The sequence below is a fragment of the Bacteroides sp. OM05-10AA genome, from assembly GCF_003439055.1.
GTDB lineage: Bacteria > Bacteroidota > Bacteroidia > Bacteroidales > Bacteroidaceae > Bacteroides > Bacteroides intestinigallinarum.
In genome coordinates this window covers 24609-49759 of the sequence record NZ_QSUR01000029.1, presented here as the reverse complement: position 1 = coordinate 49759, position 25151 = coordinate 24609, and the positions used below count along the sequence as shown (strand labels likewise).

At 40.4% G+C, this 25151-nt stretch carries 19 protein-coding genes; 8 read left to right on the top strand and 11 right to left on the bottom strand.

The window, feature by feature from the left end:
• Window positions 1-19 precede the first annotated feature (19 nt).
• From DXB58_RS19920 to DXB58_RS19905, 4 genes are all read right to left on the bottom strand, one after another.
• Entirely contained in the window at window positions 20-1870 is a 1851-nt protein-coding gene (locus DXB58_RS19920; protein ID WP_122138012.1) for a RagB/SusD family nutrient uptake outer membrane protein, read from the bottom strand.
• A 6-nt stretch (window positions 1871-1876) separates the two neighbouring features.
• Window positions 1877-5146 (bottom strand): TonB-dependent receptor, encoded by a 3270-nt coding sequence (locus DXB58_RS19915; RefSeq protein WP_233527326.1) that lies wholly within the window; start codon window positions 5144-5146, stop codon window positions 1877-1879.
• Between the two features lie 288 nt (window positions 5147-5434).
• Entirely contained in the window at window positions 5435-6577 is a 1143-nt protein-coding gene (locus DXB58_RS19910) for a FecR family protein (protein ID WP_122138010.1), read from the bottom strand.
• 144 nt (window positions 6578-6721) lie between these two features.
• Window positions 6722-7312 (bottom strand): RNA polymerase sigma factor, encoded by a 591-nt coding sequence (locus DXB58_RS19905; protein WP_122138009.1) that lies wholly within the window; start codon window positions 7310-7312, stop codon window positions 6722-6724.
• A gap of 635 nt (window positions 7313-7947) precedes the next feature.
• Here DXB58_RS19905 and mdh point away from each other — a divergent pair.
• The 5 genes from mdh (at window position 7948) to DXB58_RS19880 (ending at window position 14142) form a co-directional block, all read left to right on the top strand.
• Window positions 7948-8889, top strand: coding sequence for a malate dehydrogenase (gene mdh, locus DXB58_RS19900; RefSeq protein WP_122138008.1), 942 nt, complete (start codon window positions 7948-7950; stop codon window positions 8887-8889).
• Between the two features lie 273 nt (window positions 8890-9162).
• Entirely contained in the window at window positions 9163-10626 is a 1464-nt protein-coding gene (locus DXB58_RS19895; RefSeq protein WP_122138060.1) for a TolC family protein, read from the top strand.
• Between the two features lie 79 nt (window positions 10627-10705).
• Entirely contained in the window at window positions 10706-11698 is a 993-nt protein-coding gene (locus DXB58_RS19890) for an HlyD family secretion protein (RefSeq protein WP_122138007.1), read from the top strand.
• A 2-nt stretch (window positions 11699-11700) separates the two neighbouring features.
• Window positions 11701-12882: an ABC transporter permease gene (locus DXB58_RS19885; RefSeq protein WP_004297230.1), complete on the top strand. Its 1182-nt coding sequence runs from the start codon at window positions 11701-11703 to the stop codon at window positions 12880-12882.
• On the top strand, window positions 12883-14142 hold the full coding sequence (locus DXB58_RS19880) for an ABC transporter permease (RefSeq protein ID WP_004297229.1): 1260 nt from the start codon (window positions 12883-12885) through the stop codon (window positions 14140-14142).
• Between the two features lie 154 nt (window positions 14143-14296).
• Here the strand turns inward: DXB58_RS19880 and DXB58_RS19875 are convergent, their stop codons facing one another.
• Window positions 14297-14866: a porin family protein gene (locus DXB58_RS19875; RefSeq protein ID WP_122138059.1), complete on the bottom strand. Its 570-nt coding sequence runs from the start codon at window positions 14864-14866 to the stop codon at window positions 14297-14299.
• A gap of 398 nt (window positions 14867-15264) precedes the next feature.
• Here DXB58_RS19875 and DXB58_RS19870 point away from each other — a divergent pair, with 398 nt between their 5' ends.
• The 3 genes from DXB58_RS19870 (at window position 15265) to DXB58_RS19860 (ending at window position 19569) form a co-directional block, all read left to right on the top strand.
• The gene (locus DXB58_RS19870) at window positions 15265-15630 is read left to right on the top strand and encodes a BlaI/MecI/CopY family transcriptional regulator (protein WP_004305524.1); all 366 of its coding nucleotides are present in this window, start codon (window positions 15265-15267) and stop codon (window positions 15628-15630) included.
• Between the two features lie 18 nt (window positions 15631-15648).
• Entirely contained in the window at window positions 15649-17466 is a 1818-nt protein-coding gene (locus DXB58_RS19865) for a M56 family metallopeptidase (RefSeq protein ID WP_122138006.1), read from the top strand.
• A gap of 189 nt (window positions 17467-17655) precedes the next feature.
• A complete protein-coding gene (locus DXB58_RS19860) occupies window positions 17656-19569 on the top strand; it encodes a TlpA disulfide reductase family protein (RefSeq protein ID WP_122138005.1) in 1914 nt (637 codons plus the stop codon).
• A gap of 209 nt (window positions 19570-19778) precedes the next feature.
• On the opposite strand, the gene DXB58_RS19855 is transcribed toward DXB58_RS19860, so the two are convergent.
• The 6 genes from DXB58_RS19855 to xseA all read right to left on the bottom strand — a co-directional run bounded on the left by DXB58_RS19855 (window position 19779) and on the right by xseA (window position 25139).
• Window positions 19779-20879 carry an Mrp/NBP35 family ATP-binding protein gene (locus tag DXB58_RS19855; protein WP_122138004.1) on the bottom strand — a complete coding sequence of 367 codons (1101 nt, stop codon included), beginning with the start codon at window positions 20877-20879 and terminating at the stop codon, window positions 19779-19781.
• Between the two features lie 90 nt (window positions 20880-20969).
• On the bottom strand, window positions 20970-21728 hold the full coding sequence (trmB, locus tag DXB58_RS19850) for a tRNA (guanosine(46)-N7)-methyltransferase TrmB (RefSeq protein ID WP_008650470.1): 759 nt from the start codon (window positions 21726-21728) through the stop codon (window positions 20970-20972).
• Between the two features lie 112 nt (window positions 21729-21840).
• Window positions 21841-22464 (bottom strand): DUF975 family protein, encoded by a 624-nt coding sequence (locus DXB58_RS19845; RefSeq protein WP_122138003.1) that lies wholly within the window; start codon window positions 22462-22464, stop codon window positions 21841-21843.
• Window positions 22465-22509: 45 nt separating this feature from the next.
• Window positions 22510-23541 (bottom strand): branched-chain amino acid aminotransferase, encoded by a 1032-nt coding sequence (locus tag DXB58_RS19840; protein ID WP_255299315.1) that lies wholly within the window; start codon window positions 23539-23541, stop codon window positions 22510-22512.
• Between the two features lie 38 nt (window positions 23542-23579).
• Window positions 23580-23789 carry an exodeoxyribonuclease VII small subunit gene (xseB, locus tag DXB58_RS19835; RefSeq protein WP_004297216.1) on the bottom strand — a complete coding sequence of 70 codons (210 nt, stop codon included), beginning with the start codon at window positions 23787-23789 and terminating at the stop codon, window positions 23580-23582.
• Between the two features lie 60 nt (window positions 23790-23849).
• Window positions 23850-25139 carry an exodeoxyribonuclease VII large subunit gene (gene xseA / locus DXB58_RS19830; protein WP_369907175.1) on the bottom strand — a complete coding sequence of 430 codons (1290 nt, stop codon included), beginning with the start codon at window positions 25137-25139 and terminating at the stop codon, window positions 23850-23852.
• Window positions 25140-25151: the final 12 nt, after the last annotated feature.

The window sequence follows — 25151 nt, the reverse complement described above, 5'->3', positions numbered from 1 at the left end:
TTCTTTTGTTTTAGGGTTATCAATTCCAACCGTCATTCTGCACGATGCCCGGGCTTTTGCTTAAAGGAAGCGGACAATAATAGTCTCTTTCCTCAAACCATTTCACTCTCGTAGCCAAATCCGGTGCTTCTACTTTCTCTAATGTATAATAAACGGAGGCAGGAGAAGTTGTTTCATCGATATGAAGAATAGGATAGAGAGCTTTCAACGTTTTATTGTGCATCTTTTCTTCCCCAATACGCCAACGCTTCAAATCCCAATAACGGAATCCTTCATACATCAAGTCTATTCGGCGTTCATGCCGTACAACCTCCAAGTCCATAGTTTTGGCAGGCAATCCTCCATGTATGCTGCGCAATTGGTCAAAAAAGACTTGGGCAAGTGCTAAATAGTCATTTACTCCATAAGTTGAAAGTTCAACAGCGGCTTCAGCCAAATTCAAAATAACCTCGCCATACCGAATAACAACAGCATCCTGATCGTTTTCCTGTATAAGATAATCATCCAACCTCTTCACTCCATACAGTGTTTTTTTCAGAAAAAATCCCCAGTTAGTAGTTCCTGCGGCAGAAAGATTCAAGAAAATGCCATCTGCTCCACTTTTCATGTATTTTTCGTGACCGGGCACCTTCCCCGCTCCCATCCAATCTTCAGATTTTTCATAAGAATATTCTTCAGTAGTTCCATCTGCCCTTTTCACCAGTGTTTTCCGATAAATAGAGAAACGTTCACCCAAGAACTCTCCTCCCGGATAAATAACAGTGGCATCCAAACGTTTATCACGGTTTGCAAAAAAATCTTCGGGATTATTCTTTGAAGCGGCATAGTCCAATGGCTGAATCTTGCCGTCTAATGTTTCAAATTGTTCGACAATGTCTAAAGGAGGAACCATAAAGGCACAGTAACTGGACCGTTTGATACGATAAGATTGATACCAGTAATCCTCATACACAGCTACTCCTGTCTTGGCAACGTTAGCAAAACGGAAAATTATCTCATTATTATTTTCATCTTTTCCATTAAACAAATCGCCAAATTCAGTAGAGAGCGCATACTTACCATCATCAACGATTTCCTTTGCAGCTTTTGCTGCTTCCAACAAATATGTTTTCGCCATTTCTTTACGAATTCCCTGAAAACTATTATTGGAAACTTTTCCATACTTAGCAATAGTCCCCGCATACAGCATAGCCCTTGACTTTAATGCCAAAGCTGTATACCGATTGGCACGATCACGATCTTCTGATGCAATGCGCTGCACTTTCGGAAGTAATACAAGAGCCGAGTCCAAATTATCTTTTATATAATCCCAGGATTTTTCTTCTGTTGAACGATTGTTGATAGAACTTACATCATCCAACGGACTTGAATACAAAGGCACACCACCATATCGTTTCACCATCTCAAAATACAGATAAGCACGAATAAAATAGGCCTCACCAACGGTACTCAACACCCCTTCATTATCCGAATTCTTATAAGTGGCGATAAACTTATTCACAATATTGATTGTTTTATAATTCCATACCGCCTCAAATATTTCACCTTTGCTTTGAGAAAAGACTCCTCCAAAAACAGTCCCCGGAGTATTATTTCTCATAACCCCATTCTCGTACGTAATATTGCTCGCTCCATCATCGGTAAAAGCATCCAGATGATGTTGCCTGTACGACATTGCTCCGTCACCGATACAATGGATTGATTTACGCAATTCTGCATAATTGGATAAGAACTGTGCTTCTGCCAGTTCGGGATATTTAGCAATGTCCTCTTCACTAAGAATCGTTTTCGAATCGACAGTAAGCCAATCGCTACATCCGCAGCACAAGCTCAATGCCAATATCATATATATGATAGATTTTACTTTCATGACCTGTTAGAATTTAAGATTTATACCTACATTAAATGACATGATTTGCGGATAGCTGGCAAACGAATACTGACTTTCAAGTTGCTCCGGATCAAAGAATTTCTGTGAGGAGAAAGTCAGGCAGTTATAAAGATTTGCATAAATCCTCAACTGTTTGATATTAGCCTTCTGCGTAATTCGTTGTGGCAAAGTATATCCCAATTCCACATTTTTCAGACGAATGTAACTTCCATTCCACATCCAAAAGTTAGAACTTAAACGATTGATCGTTACTGATGTAAAATCTCGAACTGCTGGAAAATATCCGGGTATCCATTCTGAATTGGGATCAGTATAATCGGCACGATGCCAACGATCACCGAAATATTCCCAAGTATTCAGGTTGGTAGCTCCTTCCTGGAAAGCATCCATATCGAAAGCACCGATCTGGAAGTCCGACAATGCCCCTCCCTGCCAGAACATAGAGAGATCAACTCCCTTCCAGGAAAGTCCCAGATTAATACCATATACCAACTCCGGATAGGCATTTCTTCCGATAGGACGTTGGTCATAGTCGTCAATATAGCCATCGCCATTCCAGTCTTCATACTTTAAGTCACCCGGCAATATGGCACTGTTATTATTCGAATTATTATGCATGGGTGCATTGGCTATTTCTCCATACGACTGATAACGTCCAATGCAGTTATATCCCCAACGTATGTTGTTCCAATGTCCTTCAGTGTTCCACTTCCATTCGTCATAACCGCTTGTAAATCTTCCGTGCTCAATATTCCCTTTCCGGGTTCTGGACCACGACATATTTCCTCCGACAAAATAGTTGACTTCTCCTATTTTGTGCTGATGATTTAATGAAAACTCAAAACCACGGGTATTGTCATGGTCTAAGTTATACCAAGTGGCTAATGCTCCGGCATTATCATTGGCCTTTTGTGCCGGAAGTCCCTTACGCTGACGATAGAATACATCTGCCGATCCGCTAAGTAAGCCATTCCACAACTTAAAATCAACACCCGCATTTATCATTGACGAGGTAGCCCATGTAAAATCCGGATTAGGATTCAAGGTGGGATTTAATCCATAAATGGTGCGGTCGCCAAAATTCATCGGAGTACCCGGATATTGGTATCCGCTTTGAAAATAGTATTGCTCATTATTAGCATAATATTGACTGGCAGCCGACAAGTCACCCAATTCTCCCCAAGAGGCACGAATTTTAAACTCATTCAATACTTTTTTCAAAGGATTCATAAACTCTTCGTTCGTCAACATCCATCCAATAGAGGCAGAGGGGAAGAAACCCCACTTATCAGCAAAATACTGGGCACCATCATATCGGAAGTTGAAATCAACAAAATACTTGGAACGATAATCGTAAGAGAAACGACCGATGAAAGAAGCTGTTCTGTATTTACGGAAAACTTCACTATTTGTCACTTGCTTATTAGCAATTCCACCCGCCATCATATCCAACACAGTAGAAGGAAATTCTCCACGAGACGTAACAGTAGCACGGTTTTCCGCATCCGAAAACTCAAAAACCAGCCCACTATTTATATTATGATTTCCAAATGAACGGATATAATTGATGAACCCTTGTCCGGTTATATTATAGGAGAAGCCATCTTCCAAACTCAAACTTGCTTTATTGGCATTAGAGGCAGAAGCACTCTCGTAATATTCCTGCGCATCTTCCCGATAACCCATATAAACGATATTCATATTCCAGTTCTTATTCCACGAATCAGATTGCGTATATCCCATCGTAGCCTTCAAAGAGAGTCCTTCAACAAAAGGAACCTTATACTCCAAAGAAAAATCCACATTCAGATTCTTGGCTATTTTCTTGGAATATCCGGATGCCTCTTTATCCGCCAAGGCCATCGGATTCACCGTGCCTTCCCCACCAAATGCATAATAATCGTCATGTCCCGGCCACTTTACCGGAATATTCGGAGCCATATCTTTCATTTTGCGGGCTATCTCATACGAAGCGGACCTCGGATAATTCAGACTGTTAATGACAGCTCCCACGCCGACAGATAACTTCAAGTTTTTCAGTATATCCGCATCCAGATTACTACGGAAATTGAAACGATTCTTATCAGTAGAATTTGTTGACCAAATACCTCCCTGATATAAATAGCCAGCTGAAATAAAATAACTGACTTTATCTGTGCCTCCCGAAATATTGATATTGGACTGGGTGATGGGAGCATTCTTTATCATTTCCTCATACCAATTTGTGTTATAAGCATAGTCACGTGTAGCCATATCAGCGGGAGTAATCACCGCGTTCTTATCATTAATCAATTTCATGTTAGCATAATATTCACCGACTAATGTCTGCCACAACGGGGTTGATGCGGGCTGTGGATAGTTATGCGGCATTTGCAATCCGAAGCGCGTATTGATATCCAATGTCGTCGGTTTGTTTTTTCCTCCTCTCTTGGTCGTAACAAGAATAACCCCATTTGCTCCCTGCATCCCATAAACAGCGGCAGCCGATGCATCTTTCAATACAGAAACGGACTCTATTTCGGAAGGATCAATATCACTATAATTTCTTCCCGGAATACCATCCACTACCACCAAAGCAGAACCGAAACCGCGAATTTTCAAATCGGCACCATCTGAACCCGGTTCGGCACTGGTCTGACGGGAAAAGACTCCGGATACACGTCCTGTCAACGCATTCTCCAGATTGGGGACTGTAGACTTAACCAGTTCCTGATTATTTATAGTCGAAACGGAACTGATTAATTTCTCACGTGTACGGGTCGTATATCCTACCACAACCACTTCATCAATTGTTTTTGTATCTTCAACCAACACCACTTCTGACAGCTTATTCATTTCTTTCGCCGAATAAGTTATAGGAGCAAAACCTATATAGGAGAAAATAATCTGCGAATCATTCGAAGGTACATGAATAGAATAAGCTCCATTAAGATCACTGACAGTTCCGAGATTAGTACCTTGCACTACAATACTAACTCCGGGCAACGGTTCACGAGACTGATCGAACACCACTCCTTTTACAATGGAACTTTGACCTTCTTTTTTAGTTTGCTCCTGCAATACCTTCTTCTTAATGGTTATCTGTTTTTTATTAATACTATAGGTAAGCTCCATGTTAGCAAAAACTTTATCCAGAATTTGCTCTACTGTCATGTTTTTGAAACGGGCAGCAACCTTCACATCTTTATCAATCAGCACGTCATAGTAGAAAAAGACATAATCACTTTTTTCTTCTATTTTCTTAAAAAGTTCCATTAGTCCCAACTCTTTATAGTCCAAAGTAATTGTTTTCTTCTGGGCATACAGTTCAGTAGGAAAAGCGGATAGCAGAAATACACCCAATGCTAGAAAAAAGCATATAAAGGGCCTTCTCACACTTAGGCAAGTGTGATTCTTTTTTTGATGTTTTTCATTCATCTGGTTAAAAATTTAAATTATACTTCAATATTTTAAGGCTATTCTATTACGAATAAAACTGGTCGGTATCCTTTCTCTCTTAAAAGGATAAATTAATAGTATGGTTTTTCACATATTAATCATAGGCTACTTTTTCTTTATTGTTACTTTATAAATATTATTTTCTTTACTTATTACCACAGGAGCCGTTTCTGTGATAGTATTCAATAGTTGTTCGATCGTATCATCCAAGTTCAATTTTCCGCTACAAGTGATTTGTTGTTGTTTATCATAATCAATTCTTACATTATAGTATCTGGACAGCTGTTTGAGTATTCCACTAAGTTCTGTGTTTTTAAACGATAATCGTCCCTCTTTCCACGACACATAATCTTCCACATTCACTTTGTCTACAATATATTTATCAGTTGATTGCCTGAACCGGTCATTGGGCAAAATACACACAGCTTCTCCATTAGACGCTGCCACCTCCACTTTACCTGTAACCAGCACAATACTTTTCTCTGCGTCATCCCGATAAGCCGAAACATTGAAAGACGTTCCCAACACTTTTATTCCCATATCCGATGTTTTAATAATAAAAGGTTTCTCCGGATTAGGAGTCACATCAATATATATTTCTCCATCTACATATATTTCACGTTTCTTATCTTCAAAATATGTTGGATACAAAAGCACTGTTCCTGCATTCGCCCATATTTTCGTACCATCGCAAAGAGTGATACGGGCACGTTTGCCATACGAAACAACTAATTTATTAAGCTCCCCTTCAGTAACATCTGTCGCCATTTGGTCATAGTTCAAATCCGGGTTACTTTCAAAAGTTTTTTTCAACTGATCGTTTACAAAAAGCTGTGTTTTGCCACTCATTAACACAGAGTCGTTCACTTGCAATAAAGTTAGATAATCAATTGCCGGAGCAGTCTTCCAAATAACCTCTACCGAAACAAACAGAATAAGAATAGCTGCCGCAACTGAAGCGCTCCACCATCTCATCTTATACAATCTATGTTTTCGTTGAGACATTTTCCGATTCTGAATGGCTTGCTCCAGTTTCAAACAAGCATTATCCACTTCTTTCTGGGGTAAAACCGTTTTTTCCCACTTCAACGTCGCCAGTCTCTCCATCGCTTCTTTTAAATACGGCTCACGATCGGGACACTCGGCTATGATTTTTCGATAATAATCTCCTTCCCCGGAATAAAACCAGAAAAGAAATAAATCATCGTTCAAAAAATCAGCTGTAGTATATGATGAATATTCTTTCATTATTTATTTCAATTAAAGACCTGTTTATTATATATACGAGATTCGTATGTTTTTCATCTCCTTTTTTCCTCAAAAAAAATAAATAAAAAAGCAGGGAGTTACAAGTTTACGTTCCCTGCTTCTATGTACAATATTCATTTTCAATTATTTAAAAGTAGAAACGCCATGCAGATATAAGATAAGAAAAAACAGAAAATAATCTTTTGAATCCAGTTTTCTTAGTTTCTCCATCGCTTTAAAGACTTGTCCACGCACTGTTTGAATTTTCATATCCAGCATTACCGCAATCTCTTCATAAGGCATTTCCTCTATAAAATGTAGATAGACTATTTCCCGCTGATGATCTGTCAGCAAATCAAGAATTCTATTCACCCTTTTTTTCAGTAATAAGTCTTCTTCATCAGAAATAAAGCTTTCTTCAACTGATACGGATAATTTAAAGCTCCTTTCCTCTTCTTCTATAGAAGATGTATCTTTCTTTGTACGCTCCCAATCAATCAGCTGATTCCTAACCGAACGCAACAAATAAAATTTTATTTTCTTCTCATCAATACACAAGCGCTCATTGAAATACAATTTTAGATATATTTCTTGAATTGCATCTTTCACATCTTCGGTATTGAACCCCAAGCTCACTCCATAAGCATACAAATCTTGATAGTAGAATTTGTAAAGTGCAATAAATTGCATATCCCCTTCCTGAACAGATTGATGATTTGATTCCCAGAACTTCATTTTGATATTTTCGATATTTTCAGCAGTTCATTAAACTTTCAATTAACAGATTGGCACAAAGATAATAAGCTTTCGGACTTTATTCATTCATTATTAAAAAAACTTGCCAGGTTCCCTGTCACTTTAACTAGCATCTTATTTTTCCATACAAAAATAAACCAGGCATACGGCTGGAAAGTATTGCCAAAAATACTCCATCAAGATACTATCTTTATTTCTTTCTCTGCCTAATATTATTAATCTCATTGCTTATTATTACTTCGTTACACTATAGTTACTCTTGCGTTACACTATAGTTATCCGCAAGGGAGACTATAGTTATCCTTGCGGAACACTATAGTGGAACGAAGTAATAGTAACTAACGAAGTAACTCTGAATAGGCAAGCAATTATAAAAAAATAGCAGAATGAATCATTTGCCATAATAGTACATTCTTACGCAGCTACATTCTGTATATAACCGTGCAAAAAACAGCTTCTTCCACCCAAACTTTTTATCATACCTATTATATTATTGGGAACTTAGACCTTTAACTAAAATTATTACGGAAAAATTTCTTTAATTAGGATTATCGTTGTAATTTTGTCGCGCTAAAAGATAAAACAAATTATCAACTTTTTAAATATATAGTATTATGTCAAAAGTAACCGTAGTAGGCGCAGGTAACGTAGGTGCTACATGTGCAAATGTACTTGCTTTTAATGAAGTAGCAGACGAAGTAGTAATGCTGGACGTTAAAGAAGGCGTTTCAGAAGGTAAAGCAATGGATATGATGCAGACAGCTCAATTGTTGGGTTTCGACACTACATTGATAGGCTGCACTAACGACTATGCTCAGACTGCTAACTCTGACGTTGTTGTGATTACTTCAGGTATTCCTCGTAAACCGGGTATGACTCGTGAAGAACTGATCGGCGTGAACGCTGGTATCGTTAAATCGGTAGCAGAAAACCTGTTGAAATATTCTCCTAACGCCATCATCGTTGTTATTTCTAACCCGATGGATACAATGACTTATTTGGCATTGAAAGCTCTGGGCTTGCCGAAAAACCGTGTTATCGGTATGGGTGGTGCTCTGGATAGCTCTCGTTTCAAATATTTCTTGTCTCAAGCTATCGGTTGCAACGCTAACGAAGTAGAAGGTATGGTTATCGGTGGTCACGGTGATACTACTATGATTCCTTTGACTCGCTTCGCTACTTATAAAGGTATGCCTGTAACTAACTTCATCTCTGCAGAGAAATTGGAAGAAGTTGCTGCTGCTACTATGGTAGGTGGTGCTACACTGACTAAATTGCTGGGTACTTCTGCATGGTATGCACCGGGTGCAGCAGGAGCATTCGTAGTTGAATCTATCCTTCACGACCAAAAGAAGATGGTTCCTTGTTCAGTATTCCTGGAAGGCGAATACGGCGAATCAGATCTTTGCATCGGTGTTCCTGTAATCCTTGGCAAGAACGGTATCGAAAAGATCGTTGAACTGAACCTGAACGAAGACGAAAAAGCTAAGTTCGCAGCTAGCGCAAAAGCTGTTCATGGAACTAACGCTGCTTTGAAAGAAGTAGGTGCTCTGTAATTAAAATCCCCTTACTTTATATATCAAGAAAGGCTGTTCCTCGCCATGAGGAATAGCCTTCTTTCTTTTCAACAGAATCCATCCCTCACTATATTTCTAAAAAAAGCTAATTCGTTTTGAGTTCTCACAGAAAGCACATACATTTGCATCGTTGTTTATGCAATTATTGTTTAAGTAAACAAGTACAAAAAAACAGACTACTTTAATAAACAAATTGCATAAGAACAGGGTTATTTAAAATAGAAGTATCACCTTATTAATATGCAAGATGCGATGAAAAAAGTTTTTCTTCTGACATTTCTGTTAAGTTTCACTTTTACAGTAAAAGCGCAGAGCTTTCTAAGTCTGGATAGTTGCCGCGCATTAGCTCTTGCCAACAACAAAGATTTGTTGATAAGCAATGAAAAAATAAATGCGGCTCATTATCAACGGAAAGCTGCATTTACAAATTATTTGCCTAATTTCTCGGCAACGGGAGCTTACATGAGGAACCAGAAAGAGTTTTCATTATTAAATAATGACCAGAAAGTTGCGCTTTCAGGATTAGGAACGAATCTGGCTGGCCCCATCCAACAAGCTGCAACCGAGATTGCAACAGCACATCCTGACTTGGCACCACTTATTTCTTCTTTAAGTGGAAAATTAGGAGCGGTGCTACCCGCCCTCGATCAAGCGGGAAACTCTTTAGTGGATGCACTCCGCACAGATACCCGAAATGTCTATGCAGGTGCCATTACATTGACACAGCCCTTATATATGGGTGGGAAGATCCGTGCATACAACAAAATTACAAAGTATGCCGAAGAGTTGGCGCAAGAACAACATCACGGCGGTATGCAGGAAGTGATTATGAGTACGGACCAAGCCTATTGGCAAGTCATTTCGCTGGTTAACAAAAAGAAGCTGGCGGAAGGTTATCTAAAGCTTCTGCAACAGCTGGACAGCGATGTAGAGAAAATGATTAATGAAGGAGTAGCCACCAAAGCAGATGGTTTGTCTGTACGCGTCAAGGTAAATGAAGCGGAAATGACACTGACTAAAGTGGAAGACGGATTGAGTCTTGCGCGAATGTTGTTGTGTCAACTATGTGGCATTGATCTTAGTTCTCCCATCACACTGGCAGACGAAAATATGGAAGACATTCCATTACTGACAACGGACCCTCATTTCGATCTATCCACCGCTTATGAGAATCGTCCGGAAATACGTAGCCTCGAATTGGCAACGCAGATTTATAAACAGAAAGTAAATGTAACCCGTGCGGAGCATCTTCCATCCATCGCATTGATGGGGAATTATATGGTAACCAATCCCTCTGTTTTCAATAGCTTTGAAAACAAGTTCAAAGGTATGTGGAATGTGGGAGTTATGGTACAGATACCTATATGGCACTGGGGAGAAGGTATTTATAAAACCAGAGCAGCAAAAGCTGAAGCTCGTATCGCACAGTACCAACTTCAGGATGCTCGTGAAAAAATAGAGTTGCAGGTCAATCAGGCTGCATTCAAAGTAAAAGAAGCTGGTAAGAAACTGGTAATGTCCTCTAAAAACATGGAAAAAGCGGAAGAAAACCTACGCTATGCAACACTTGGTTTTAAAGAAGGAGTGATTGCCACCAGCAATGTTCTTGAAGCACAAACAGCATGGTTGTCTGCTCATTCAGAAAAGATTGACGCGCAAATAGATGTGAAGCTAACGGAAATCTATCTGAAGAAGTCTTTGGGAACGCTGAAATAGTTGATAGGTGATAACTATGATTTATCACCTATCAAATCCCAACTATCATTTATCAACTATCATTTAAATTCATATTAATATGGCACCTATAAAATCACAAAACAGCAATATGCTTCTTGCATTCCTTACTCTGTTGGGAGTTATTGCAATCGTTGCAGTCGTTGGTTTCTTCATGCTCCGCAAAGGTCCTGAAATTATACAGGGACAGGCTGAAGTTACCGAATATCGCGTTTCAAGTAAAGTTCCGGGACGTATACTGGAATTTCGCGTGAAAGAAGGTCAAAGTGTCAATGCCGGGGATACGCTGGCCATTTTGGAAGCTCCTGACGTGGTAGCAAAAATGGAACAGGCACGTGCTGCTGAAGCAGCTGCACAGGCACAAAATGAAAAAGCAATCAAAGGCGCACGGGAAGAACAAATCCAGGCGGCTTATGAAATGTGGCAAAAAGCCCAAGCAGGTGTTACCATTGCCGAGAAATCATACCAACGCATCAAGAATCTCTACGAACAGGGAGTGATGCCTGCACAGAAGCTGGATGAAGTGACTGCGCAACGGGATGCAAGTATTGCAACAGAGAAAGCTGCCAAAGCACAATATACCATGGCGAAGAATGGAGCGGAACGTGAAGATAAGATGGCTGCGGAAGCTTTGGTAAACCGGGCGAAAGGAGCTGTTGCCGAAGTTGAATCGTATATTAAGGAGACTTATCTCATTGCTCCGGCTGCCGGGGAAGTTTCTGAAATATTCCCGAAGGTAGGCGAATTGGTTGGTACCGGCGCTCCTATCATGAATATCGCTGAACTCAACGATATGTGGGTAACATTCAATGTACGCGAAGATTTGCTCAAGAACCTGACGATGGGTTCGGAGTTCGAAGCAGTCATTCCTGCTCTGGATAATAAAAATATCCAGCTCAAAGTATATTATCTGAAAGACTTAGGCACTTATGCTGCCTGGAAAGCAACTAAAACCACCGGACAGTTCGATCTGAAAACATTCGAGGTGAAAGCTTCTCCGGTAGAGAAGGTGGAAAATCTCCGTCCGGGTATGTCTGTTATCATTGACAAGTAACCATGAAAGAGAGAGAAAAGAAATATATAGCTTTGTGGCAGGTCATGCAAAGAGAGTGCCGGCGATTGGTATCACGCCCGCTCTATCTCTTCTGTATGGTCATTGCCCCGCTGTTTTGCTATATATTCTTCACCACTTTAATGGATTCGGGGCTTCCCAAGGATCTTCCTGCGGGAGTGGTGGACATGGATGATTCGTCTACTTCCCGTAATATCGTCCGCAATCTGGATGCTTTTTCGCAGACAGGGGTTGTAGCTCATTACAGCAATGTAACAGATGCACGTATTGCCATGCAGGAGGGAAAAATCTACGGGTTCTTCTATCTCCCCAAAGGTTTATCGGCAGAGGCACAAAGCCAACGGCAGCCAACGATCTCTTTCTATACCAATTACTCATACCTGATTGCAGGCTCTCTATTGTTCAGGGATATGAAAATGATGGGAGAACTCACCTCCGGAGCTGCGGCCCGGACGATGCTGTATGCCAAAGGTGCGACAGAGGATCAGGCTATGGCTTATCTGCAACCGATTGTAATTGATACACACCCACTAAATAATCCGTGGCTGAACTATTCGGTATACTTATGCAATACACTGATACCGGGGGTACTCATGCTATTAATATTTATGGTTACCGTTTATTCAATCGGTGTGGAAATCAAGGATCGTACTGCTCGCGAATGGCTACGAATGAGTAACAACTCCATTTACATTGCATTGGCTGGAAAACTGCTTCCCCACACAATAGTCTTTTTCATTATGGGTATATTTTATAATGTATACCTGTATGGATTCCTGCATTTTCCTTGCAACAGTGGCATATTCCCGATGATATTCGCCACACTGTGTCTCGTACTGGCATCTCAATGTTGTGGTATTGTTATGATAGGAACTCTGCCGACTCTACGACTCGGATTAAGTTTCGCCTCCCTGTGGGGAGTTATATCGTTCTCCATTTCCGGATTTTCATTCCCGGTCATGGCTATGCACCCTGTTCTACAGGCTTTGAGTAATCTATTCCCGTTGCGGCATTATTTCCTGATTTACGTCGATCAAGCACTCAACGGATATAGTATGGCTTACTCATGGACCAACTATATGGCACTATTAATATTTATGATGCTCCCCTTCTTTGTGGTTCATCGCCTGAAGGAAGCATTGGTTTACTATAAATATATACCCTAAATGAAAGATATAAAATTAAAAGACAAGATAGCCCAAGGCATCAATGACCTGTTTTATATCTGGAAGCGGGAGTTTCAGACAACTTTCCGCGACCAGGGGGTGCTGATATTTTTCATACTCGTCCCATTAGGTTATCCGTTGTTGTATAGTTTCATTTATGACAACGAAGTAGTGCGTGAAGTTCCTGCAGTTGTTGTAGACGATTCACATTCATCTCTTAGTCGTGAATATCTACGCAAGGTAGATGCCACACCCGATATTCAAATCGTCTCTTACTGTGCTGATATGGAAGAGGCCAAACAAATGCTGAAGAATCGGCGTGCGTATGGCATCATTTATATCCCTTCGGATTTCAGCGACAATATCGCCAAAGGAAAGCAGACACAGGTCAGCATCTATTGCGATATGAGCGGATTGTTATACTATAAATCAATGCTTCTTGCCAACACTGCCGTTTCTCTGGATATGAACAGGGATATCAAAATTGCACGTAGCGGAAACACGACCGACCGTCAGGATGAAATCACCGCCTATCCGATAGAATATGAAGAAATCTCCATCTTCAACCCCACTGCCGGGTTCGCCGCTTTCCTGATTCCTGCTGTATTGGTATTGATTATCCAACAGACATTATTGCTCGGCATCGGTCTCGCTGCAGGAACTGCTCGTGAGAACAACAGGTTTAAGGATCTTGTACCTATTAACCGTCACTACAACGGAACATTACGAATTGTATTAGGAAAAGGATTGAGTTATTTCCTGGTTTATATATTGGTAGCTTTCTACGTACTTTATGTAGTTCCAAGATTGTTTAGCCTCAACCAAATTGGGCAACCCAGTTCATTAATATTATTCGTTGTCCCCTATCTTGCGGCTTGTATTTTCTTTGCGATGACAGCTTCTATTGCCATTCGTAACCGGGAAACGTGTATGCTGATTTTTGTATTCACATCAGTCCCCCTGTTATTTATTTCAGGAATTTCCTGGCCGGGAGCAGCTATTCCTCCGTTTTGGAAGTATGTATCCTACATCTTCCCCTCAACGTTTGGAATTAATGGCTTTGTAAAAATCAACAATATGGGAGCCACTCTTAGTGAAGTAGCTTTTGAATATAAAGCTTTATGGCTACAAGCTGGTATTTATTTCCTGACCACTTGTTGGGTATACCGCTGGCAAATACTGATGAGTCGCAAACATGCAATAGAGAGATACAAAGAATTAAAAGAGAAAGCAAACTTATCCAAGCAGATAAGTGATTAATGAGTAAGAATTACAAGAGAGAGAATGAACGGTATATCCTTTCAATGGGATATGCCGTTTTTCTTTTTATTAATAAGGATATAAAAAAATCCCCCGTTCCAAGAGAGTATAGAACGAGGGATTTTAGAGATATTATAAAGAGAGTATAATAAGTTTAGAACTTGTAACCTACACCAATAGAGAAGTTCATGTTCTTAGGAGCACCGTCACCATCGGCCAATTTAGCCAAACCAAATTCTCCTGTTAAGTCAATAAAGAATTTATTAATTTCATAAGCAACGCCTACACCAATACCTGCATCAAATCTTTTTGCTCCAAATTGATCTTCACCGTCACCAAAGAAATCAATTTTTTCATCACCAACTTTACACTTACCAGCAATACCATACGCAAAATAAGGACCTGCTTTCACTACAATATTCTGGTTATCAGCAATTGCAAATCTTGCAGCAGCCAATACCGGAATCTCCAAATACATTGGATTCATTTTCACGTCATCCTTTTTAGCACCCTTTTGAGTAAACATTAAAGAAGGTTGGATAGACCACATATCAGAAAACTGATATTCCATACCAACACCTACATTAAAGCCAATTCTCATGTCAGTATCCATATCCCCCGTAAAGTTACTCATGTTCATACCAACTTTGGCATTCCAAGACATTTGAGAATAAGAAACGATAGAAACAAGTGCAAATAGCACAAAAATCAAACCTTTTTTCATATCATTCATTTTTTAGTTTGCCTTCCTCTTCCCTTTGGTTGGCATTGTTAGTTAATAGTTCTGTTTGAAGTGTGGGGAATTATTCGCAACCGATTAAAGTATTGAAACACACCCTTCCGTATTTAACGTATGTTTTGTAGCCGCAAATATATTTCATTTATTTTATATAAAAAAATCCTTGAGAGTCTATTTTTTGCATAAAGGTTATTAAAGAGTGACTATATAGAAAAAAATAATGTTCATCCGGTCTTTTTTTATGCTTAAATAATTTCCAGATAACAATGCAATTAAAATATTCTTGCAAAATTTATACATTTACAATTATTAACCGACTAGCTATTGCTTGTTTACGAAATATTCGTAGATTTGCGAAGTATTCGTAATTAAACAACATCTCCATGGAAAAGTTAACTATACAAGAAGAAGAAGTAATGATCTACATTTGGGAGTTACAATGCTGTTTCGTAAAAGACATTGTCGCAAAGTATACGCAACCGGCACCTCCTTATACTACAGTAGCATCTATCGTAAAGAACCTCGAGCGAAAAGGATATGTCACACCGAAACGTGTGGGTAATACCTACCAATATACTCCTGCCATTCGCGAAAATGAATATAAACGCCATTTTATGAGTGGCGTAGTTCGTAACTACTTTGAGAACTCTTACAAAGAAATGGTTTCTTTCTTTGCCAAAGACCAGAAAATTTCGACCGATGATCTCAAAGATATTATCGAACTCATTGAAAAAGGAAAAGAAAATTAATAGAAAACATTCATCACCATGACTCCGGAACTAGCTTATTTTCTAAAGATAAATGTAGCGATAGCTCTGTTCTATGCATTCTATCGGTTGTTTTTTCATAAAGACACCTTCTTTCATTGGCGTAGGATGGCTTTGCTATGTTTCTTTGCCATCTCCATGCTTTATCCTTTACTGAATATTCAGGGATGGATAAAAGCTCACGAACCAATGGTGGCAATGGCAGATCTTTATGCAACCATCATTCTTCCGGAGCAAGTAGTTACTCCTTTACAAGAGCCTGCAATGAACTGGCAAGAGGTTATCATACTGTTCGCGAAAGTTATCTATTGGAGCGGAATGTTATTACTAGCCACACGTTTCTTTGTACAACTGGGTAGCATCATCCGGTTACACTTCCAATGCTCAAAAAACAAGATACAAGGAGTACGCGTACATCTATTAAAGAAAGAAACCGGCCCTTTTTCTTTCTTCCACTGGATATTCATACACCCACAATCACATACGGAATCTGAAATCAGTGAAATCATTACTCATGAAGAGACGCACGCCCGTCAATACCATTCGGTAGACGTGCTTATCAGCGAGATAATGTGTATCTTTTGCTGGTTCAATCCATTTATCTGGCTGATGAAACGGGAAGTCAGAGGAAACCTCGAATACATGGCAGATCACCGTGTATTGGAGACGGGGCATGATAGTAAATCATACCAGTACCATTTGTTGGGACTGGCACATCACAAGGCTGCAGCAAATTTATCAAATAGTTTCAATGTTTTACCACTCAAAAATCGTATTAAAATGATGAATAAACGAAGAACGAAAGAAATAGGAAGGACAAAATATCTGATGTTTCTTCCCTTGGCTGCTATCTTAATGATTGTCAGTAACATCGAAATGGTAGCACGTACCACTGAAAAATTTGCCAAAGAAATGATGGGACAAGCAACAGAAGAAGTTGCCATGCAAGCTGAAATCACGGATATTCCGGAACTTCCAACAGAAGAAATTCAAGGAACTACACTTCCACGAGATAAGCAAGGAAAGGAAATGACGGAAACTCAAATCAAAAGTGTACCGGACTCCGTTGTCTTTCAGGTTGTAGAAGAAATGCCCGATTTTCCTGGAGGAGTACAGGCACTGATGGATTACTTGTCGAAGAACGTCAGATATCCGGCTGAAGCACATGCTATCGGTGCACAAGGACGTGTGATTGTAAGTTTTACTGTTAAAAAGGACGGAAGTATAGCCGATACGAAAGTGGAGCGAAGTGTCAATCCGTATCTCGACAAGGAAGCCATGCGTGTAATTGCCGCCATGCCCAAATGGAAACCCGGTAAACAAAGAGGGGAAGCAGTGAACGTGAAATTTACAGTTCCTGTTGCTTTCCGACTATCCGGTCCTGAACTTCCCAAAGCAGAAGAAGTAAAGCAGTCCGATATGGATGAAGTAGTGGTGGTGGGCTATGCTGCAAAAGATGATCCAACTCCAGAGGGGGGCAGTGTAAAAGGAGAAAATGAAGACGAAGTATTCACCATGGTAGAAGCAATGCCTAAATTTCCGGGAGGACAAGCCGGTCTGTTCCAATATCTGGCTAGAAGCATCAAATATCCCGTCATCGCTCAAAAAAGTAAGGAGCAAGGCAGAGTCATCATACAGATGGTTATTAGTAAAGACGGAAGTTTGTCGAATATCAAAGTCTTACGCAGTGTATCTCCGTCACTGGATGCAGAGGCCGTACGCGTAGTGGGTAATATGCCTAAATGGGAACCAGGAATGCAAAAGGGACAACCTGTCTCTGTCAAGTATACCATTCCTATCGTATTCAGATTACAGTAATTTCTCTCCCCGGTGCCGCTCCCTTCCTCATCAGTGAGGACCGGGGCGTTCATCGGTGGGAAACACCCTTCTCCCCCGGTACCGGACGTATCTTTCTCCAGTACCAAAAAATCATTTCTTTTTTAGTTTTTTACAAGGATAGTTATAAAAAGATCCTTATATTTGTTCGTGTAATAAAACATTATTCACATGAAAAGATTCGTATGGATTATCGGTTTGATATTCTGCATAACCTGCACCATACAAGCCAAAGACAGAGTGATTGAGCGTCCTCCTTTTCTAGCATGGAGCTCCAACAGTATCGAGGTCGATAAAATTGTCATGAGTGATACAGTGACAACAGTGTATATAAAGGCTTTTTATCATCCTAAATATTGGATAAAAATAGCTACGGGCAGTTTCCTGAAAGACAACAATGGAATGCTTTATCCCATTCGAAGAGGAGTTGGAATCACATTAGATAAAGAGTTCTGGATGCCGGAATCAGGAGAAGCGGAATTCCAATTACAATTTCCTCCCATACCCGAAAATGTAACCACTCTAGATTTCTCGGAAGGGGATTTTGACGGAGCATATAAGATATGGGGCATACAACTGGATAAGGACGCATTCTATAAACAGAAACTTCCCAAAGAAGCAGTCGTGCACAAAATAAATAAAAAAGCGATATTGCCGACTCCTAAGTTAGTCTATGGTACTGCTACCCTTAAAGGAAAAATACTGGACTATCAAAAAGAGATGATAAAGCAAGTGAAGATGCACATAGAAAGTCCTGCATTGAATATCCACAACGAACAGAATATCATAAAAATCAAGGAGGACGGCACTTTCCTGGCGGAAGTAAAGGTTGCATCTGTTACAAGCGTAGCATTGGAATTTCCTTTTGGTTGGATTGAATGTCTGATAGCTCCCAATGAAGAGACATCACTCATTATAAATACAAGAGAACTCTGCCGCAAACAAGCACATCTGCAAAGAAAAGATAAAACGTATGGAGAACCTGTATACTTCAACGGTTATCTGGCTAGCCTACAACAAGAATTAGCTTCGGTAGATATAGACATTGTATTAAAAAGCGTTTATTACATGGATATGTACAACGACATTGTCGGGAAAAGTGCAGATGAATATAAAGCTTATGTGCTTGAGCGCCTTCCATCTATTCGAAAAGAAATCGCGCAATCTCAATACAGCAATGCATGTAAAGAGCTATTAAATATCCAGGTAGATCTGGCAGCGACTGGCAAAATCGCTATGACGGAGAGAGAACTAAAATCAGCACATATTGCTGTTAATAAGTTGGATAGAGAGCAGAGAGACGATTATTTTTATAATACTCGCATCGATACTCCTAAAGGATACTATGACATATTAAAGGAATTCAGTTCTATCAATACTCTTAAAGCTCTATACGGCAAATATTATGCATCGACGATTTATTTGATAAGCTTCCTACCAGATTCTCAAAAAGTACTGGAAGAGACACTAGGAACAGGACAGGGCCCCTTATTTGATAATATTAAATTTAATAAGCTGTATCAATCTATCAAAGATTTCACCCCGTTAACAGCAGAACAGCATGCCGAATTAAAAACTTTTTCTTCTCCGGTTTATGCTGAGATGCTTACCCAAACGAACAAAGAAATCATAAAGAAAATTGAATTGAACAAAAGAAAGACAGGATTCACAGTGAACGAAGCCGGACAAGTCTCCAATGAGGATTTATTTCCCTCCATTATCTCTAAATTCCGGGGACATACATTGTTAGTTGATTTCTGGGCAACATGGTGCGGTCCTTGCCGCACGGCTAATAAAGCTATTCTTCCCATGAAAGAGGAATTAAAAGACATGGATATTATCTACCTTTACATCACAGGCGAGACTTCTCCCAAAGGTACTTGGGAAAATATGATTACCGATATTCATGGTGAGCATTTCCGTGTGACAAATGAGCAATGGAGTTTTCTGATGTCCAATTTTAACATACAGGGAGTTCCTACTTACTTTGTTGTTGATCCGGAAGGTAATATCACCTTTAAGCAAACAGGTTTTCCGGGAATAGACACGATGAAAGAACAGTTAATGAAGGCTATGAATAAGTAATTCAAACCTAATAAATCAATAAAGAAAAGGAAGGTGTGTCATAATGAATAATAAAACGCAAATTATCGCAAAAACAATTTTATAAGTCGTTGATTAATATATCAATATAATTGAAATAATCTGCGATAATTTGCGTTAATCTGCGTTTGACACACTCTCCTTTTTATAACGAGTGAGAAGCCAAAAGTCCTCCAAACGACCCGTTATCTTTATTTATGCATTTCTACAATTTGAGTTGGAGCCATCTCTACATTCCGACGATCTACCTGACGAACAACACTAGCAGCCAGGGATAAGAAAGCGCGTCCGGTCACGGAGTCTTCATCCAACGCAACGGGAGTACCATTATCTCCTCCTTCACAGATGCTTTGCACGATAGGAATCTGTCCCAACAAAGGAACATTCATCTCTTCAGCTAGTTTCTTGGCACCTTCTTTACCAAAGATATAGTATTTATTTTCGGGAAGTTCGGCGGGAGTAAACCAAGCCATATTCTCAACCAAACCGAGAATAGGTACATTCACCTTATCGTTGGTGAACATATTGATTCCCTTACGGGCATCTGCCAAAGCAACTGCTTGCGGAGTGCTGACAACAATCGCTCCCGTCATGGCCAATGTTTGAACAACCGTCAAATGAATGTCACTGGTTCCGGGAGGAAGATCTATCAGGAAATAGTCCAAATCTCCCCAAGCTGCATCAGCGATTAACTGTTTCAATGCATTACTTGCCATTCCGCCACGCCACAAAGTTGCCTGATCCGGATCGACAAAGAAACCGATAGACAATAATTTCACTCCATACTTCTCCACCGGAATAATCATGTCACGACCATCTATACGTTCAGCATAGGGACGCGCATCCTCCACCTGAAACATCTTAGGCATGGAAGGACCGAAAATATCAGCATCGAGCAAACCAACCTTATAGCCTAATTTAGCCAAAGCAACTGCCAGGTTCGCAGACACCGTAGACTTACCAACTCCACCTTTACCGGAAGATATACCCACTATATTCTTCACTTGTGGAAGGAGCTTGCCAACTTCCGGACGAGCGGCTTGCTTACTCTCTGCTGTGATTGTTACCTGCACATCAGGAGAAACATACGTATGAATAGCTGTTTCCGCAGCTTTCAACATTGATTTCATAAACGGATCAGTCGGTTTCTCAAAGATCAATGAAAAGCTGACAGTCATACCATCAATACGGAGATTATCGGCAATCATCTCCGCTTCCACCAAATTCTTTCCCGTACCGGGATAACGCACCGTTGCCAATGCATCCAATATCAATTTAGGATAGAGAGTCATTTTATTTACTATTTGACGATTTACAATTTACAATTTAAAGTCACTGTTCAGGTGGCTGCCGGTTCACTTTAGGATGATTGTCCCGGCAAGCTATTTGCTTGTGCTTAGACCGCTACGCTTGCTGCGATTGTAGCTACGATAGGGATCAAGCTCTATTTCTACATCCGGCTCTTGCAGTTTACCTTCCTGCGGAAGCCGGAATTTGATATACTTAATATCTAAACCACGATCCAGCCATTGTTGTTCATAATAGGTTTTAATACCGAGAATATTATCTACCAGATCAGAATGATATAGATCTTCAGTCATAAACTCAACCGGAAGTTTGTTTGCCTCAATCATGTATTTTGTATAAGTAAACATGAAGTTGCTGTCCGTTTTCAGGTGGATAATACCATTCGGCTGCAAGAATTTGCGATACCTTTCCATAAAATAGGTCGAAGTCAGTCGCTTGGTCGCTTTCTTCATTTGCGGGTCAGAGAAGGTAAGCCATATTTCACTCACTTCGCCTTCGGCAAAAAAACGCTCGATGATTTCAATATTGGTACGCAGGAAAGCGACATTCTTCATTCCGGCCTGTAATGACTCCGTTGCTCCTGTCCACATACGGGCACCTTTTATATCCACTGCTATAAAGTTCTTTTCGGGGAACATCTTACCCAAGCCGACGGTATACTCACCACGTCCGCAACCCAGTTCGAGCACAATCGGATGATCGTTTTTAAAAAACTCCTTGTGCCATTTCCCCTTCATGTCAAAAGGCACGTTATCTACCGCCGAATAAGGATATTCGAACACGTGTGGATAACTCGCCATATCGGCAAACTTTTCTAATTTATTCTTTCCCATATCAATCCTGATTAGGTCGCAAAGGTACTGATTTTGATGCAACCGACAAAAAGAAATGGAGCACAGATTTCTCCATGCTCCATTCTTCTATAGTACTGAATGATTCGTCTTATCAAATCTCAACATTCACTTCAACGTTTACCTCTACATTTCCACCTTGTTGTGCTTTCAAATCTTCATAGAAAGCAGCACGGGAAATAGCAATATACGGTTGCAGGAAAAGAAGTCCGATACCCAAAGTGAAAATACAAAGGATAGCCCAGCCAATGAAGCTTAGATCAAGCATGAACAATTTCATCTTGTTTCCTTCCATCATAGCCATACTTTTCTCAATAGCCGCATTGTTTTTCATTTCCGGTTCATCTTTCAAGATAAAGGATGTCATTGCATAAGAATAAGACTTAATGATACCCGGTATAACCAGCAACAGTGACCACAAAACTGTATAAACAGCCTGAAGCAACATAGTTACAAAAATACGTCCATAATCCTGAAAACCTTCGAACAAAACACCAAAGTCAATGTCTTTGCCTCTACATACGCCAAGCATTACAATAGTAAAACCGTATCCAACCGGTAGTCCGATAAACAAGGAACCTAAACTTCCAATCATAGGGATAGCAGATAATCCACCGACAATTGCTGAATAAATAAGTGCAGCAACAGCTGCCATAGGCCACTTGCCTCGAAGTGCCTCACGCGCCTGGGCACGTAGTTCTGAATTTTGTTTTAACATAGTGAATAATATTAATTGATAAATGTGTTATTTCATAATATACAGTTATTCCACAATTGTCACCCAGCCATGCGTATCCGGTTCGTCGCCATACTGAATTCCACGGAGCTTATTATACAATTTCGTACAGATTGGTCCCGGCTTACCGTCTTTAGAGATCACATAAGATTTTCCGTTTTCCAAATCATCAATACGTTGAATCGGGCTGATTACTGCAGCAGTACCACAAGCACCTGCTTCCTCAAATGTTTCCAGTTCTTCTTCCGGTATCGGACGGCGTTCTACCTTGATACCCATATCCTCTGCCAACTGCATCAAGCTCTTATTGGTAATAGAAGGCAAAATAGAAGATGATTTCGGAGTAATATATGTATTATCCTTAATACCGAAGAAGTTGGCAGCACCACATTCATCAATATATTTCTTTTCTTTCGCATCGAGATAAAACTCACAGGAATAGCCCAGATCGTGTGCTTTCTTGTTAGCACGAAGACTGGCTGCATAGTTACCACCTACTTTATAAATACCTGTTCCATGAGGAGCGGCACGGTCAAACTCACGAATGATAACGTACGGATTGGTAGAGAAACCACCTTTGAAGTACGGTCCTACCGGAGTTACGAATACCACAAACATATACTCTTCTGCAGGATGTACACCTACCTGGGCACTTGTTCCGATCAACAACGGACGAATGTAAAGAGAAGCACCGGTTTCATAAGGAGGAATAAAACGTTCATTCAGCTTCACCACTTTCAGGATTGCTTCTTTGAACCGTTCTGTCGGAAGTTCTGCCATCAGAATTCCCTGGCAAGTAGATTGCAAACGGGCAGCATTTTCTTCCAAACGGAAAATACGAACTTTTCCATCTTTTCCACGGAATGCTTTCAGCCCTTCAAAGGCTTCCTGACCATAATGTAAACAGGTTGCCGCCATGTGCAAATTAAGGTGTTCTTCACTGCTTACCTCCAGTTCTCCCCATGCACCATTACGGAAATTGATTCTCACATTGTAATCTGTCTTCATATATCCGAACGACAGATTCGCCCAGTCTATTTCTTTCATATTGTTATGTATTAGTTTATTTTCTATGCATTGAAACGCAAAAATAACTTTTATTCTTCAGATTGCCTCTTTTCTTGCAATAATTTTTCGACTTCCCGGTCGGCTTTTGTCAGTTTATCCTTGCAAAAGGCAATAATTTCATTCGCTTCTTTTATTTTCTCACTCAAAATGTCGATATCCAGTTCGTTATTATCTATCTGGCGAACGATCTTTTCAAGACGTTCCATCGCTTGGGAATATGTTTCTTTTTTTGCTGCCACGATGATTGATATTTAATGGTTAATGATGAATGTTTTTACAAATACACGTTTGGCGGATAGTTACTTTTCTACCACCGATCGAACTTCTCCTTTCGATAGCCGGGTTATCAAATGTTCTCCCGGCTTCAGTGAAGAAGCATCCGTCACCGCTTTCCCATCCTTTATTGTAATACTATATCCCCGACTCAAAAGTTTATCCGGAGAAGCGTCCGCTATCCGTTGTTGCAAAAGTTCCAGCCGGTGAGATTGACGGGCCACTAATGCTTTCGTCACCTGTAACAAATCTTTCTTTGCTGCCAGCAAAGAAAAACGGGCGTCCGCAAGTTTGCGATGAACAAGATTGGGAATACGGGTTTGGAGGGTTTCCAACCTCCGTCGTTCCAGATCAAGAAGCATATAAGCTCCCTGTTGAATCCGCATAGATAATTCTTCCAGATGCTCCGCGACTTCCGCTACCCGGTGAATCAGGAGTTCGGCAGCAGCCGTAGGAGTTTTTACCCGGGTATGAGCCACGGAATCAAGTACTGTATCATCGCGTTCATGCCCAATACCGGTAATAATAGGTAATGGAAATTGCGCACATGCAGCTGCCAATAGATAAGTATCAAAGCCGGACAAATCGGAAGTAGCTCCACCACCACGAATGATGACTACTACGTCAAATTCATTGATGCGGGCATTAATACGATCCAAAGCTGCCAACACAGATTCCTCCACCTGATTTCCCTGCATTAAAGCCGGAAAAAGCTCCGTATAAAAAAAGAACCCGCCCGAATTGTGCTGCAACTGATGACAGAAATCCCCATATCCGGCCGCAGTAGCCGAAGATACGACAGCAATACGCTGGGGAAGAACCGGTATTTCAAGCTCTTTATTCAGCGTCAACACTCCCTCCTCTTCCAACTGCAATAATATTTCCCGACGGCGACGAGCCATATCTCCCAACGTATAAACAGGATCAATATCAAGTACCGTCAGACTATAACCGTATAGCTCATGAAACTGAACTGTTACTTTCACCAACACCTTAATGCCGGAAGTAAATAGTTGCCCTGTGGTTTCCTCAAAATAAGGTTTCAACAAGCGGTAGATATTATTCCAAATCATACCGCGTGCCTTGGCTACGAGATTATTGCTGCGAGGATCTTTCTGCACGAATTCCAGATAACAATGCCCTGTCGTATTGGAACGGACATCGCTCAACTCTGCCTGTATCCAATATTCATCGGGCAGGCATTGCTCCAGACTACGGCGGACGAGTGCATTCAGCTCTAAAAGAGAAAGCCTCTCCCCACCCTCTCCCAAAGAGAGGGAGCCAGATTGCTTCGACTTATTCATAGCGTTTATCATACAACAGTTACC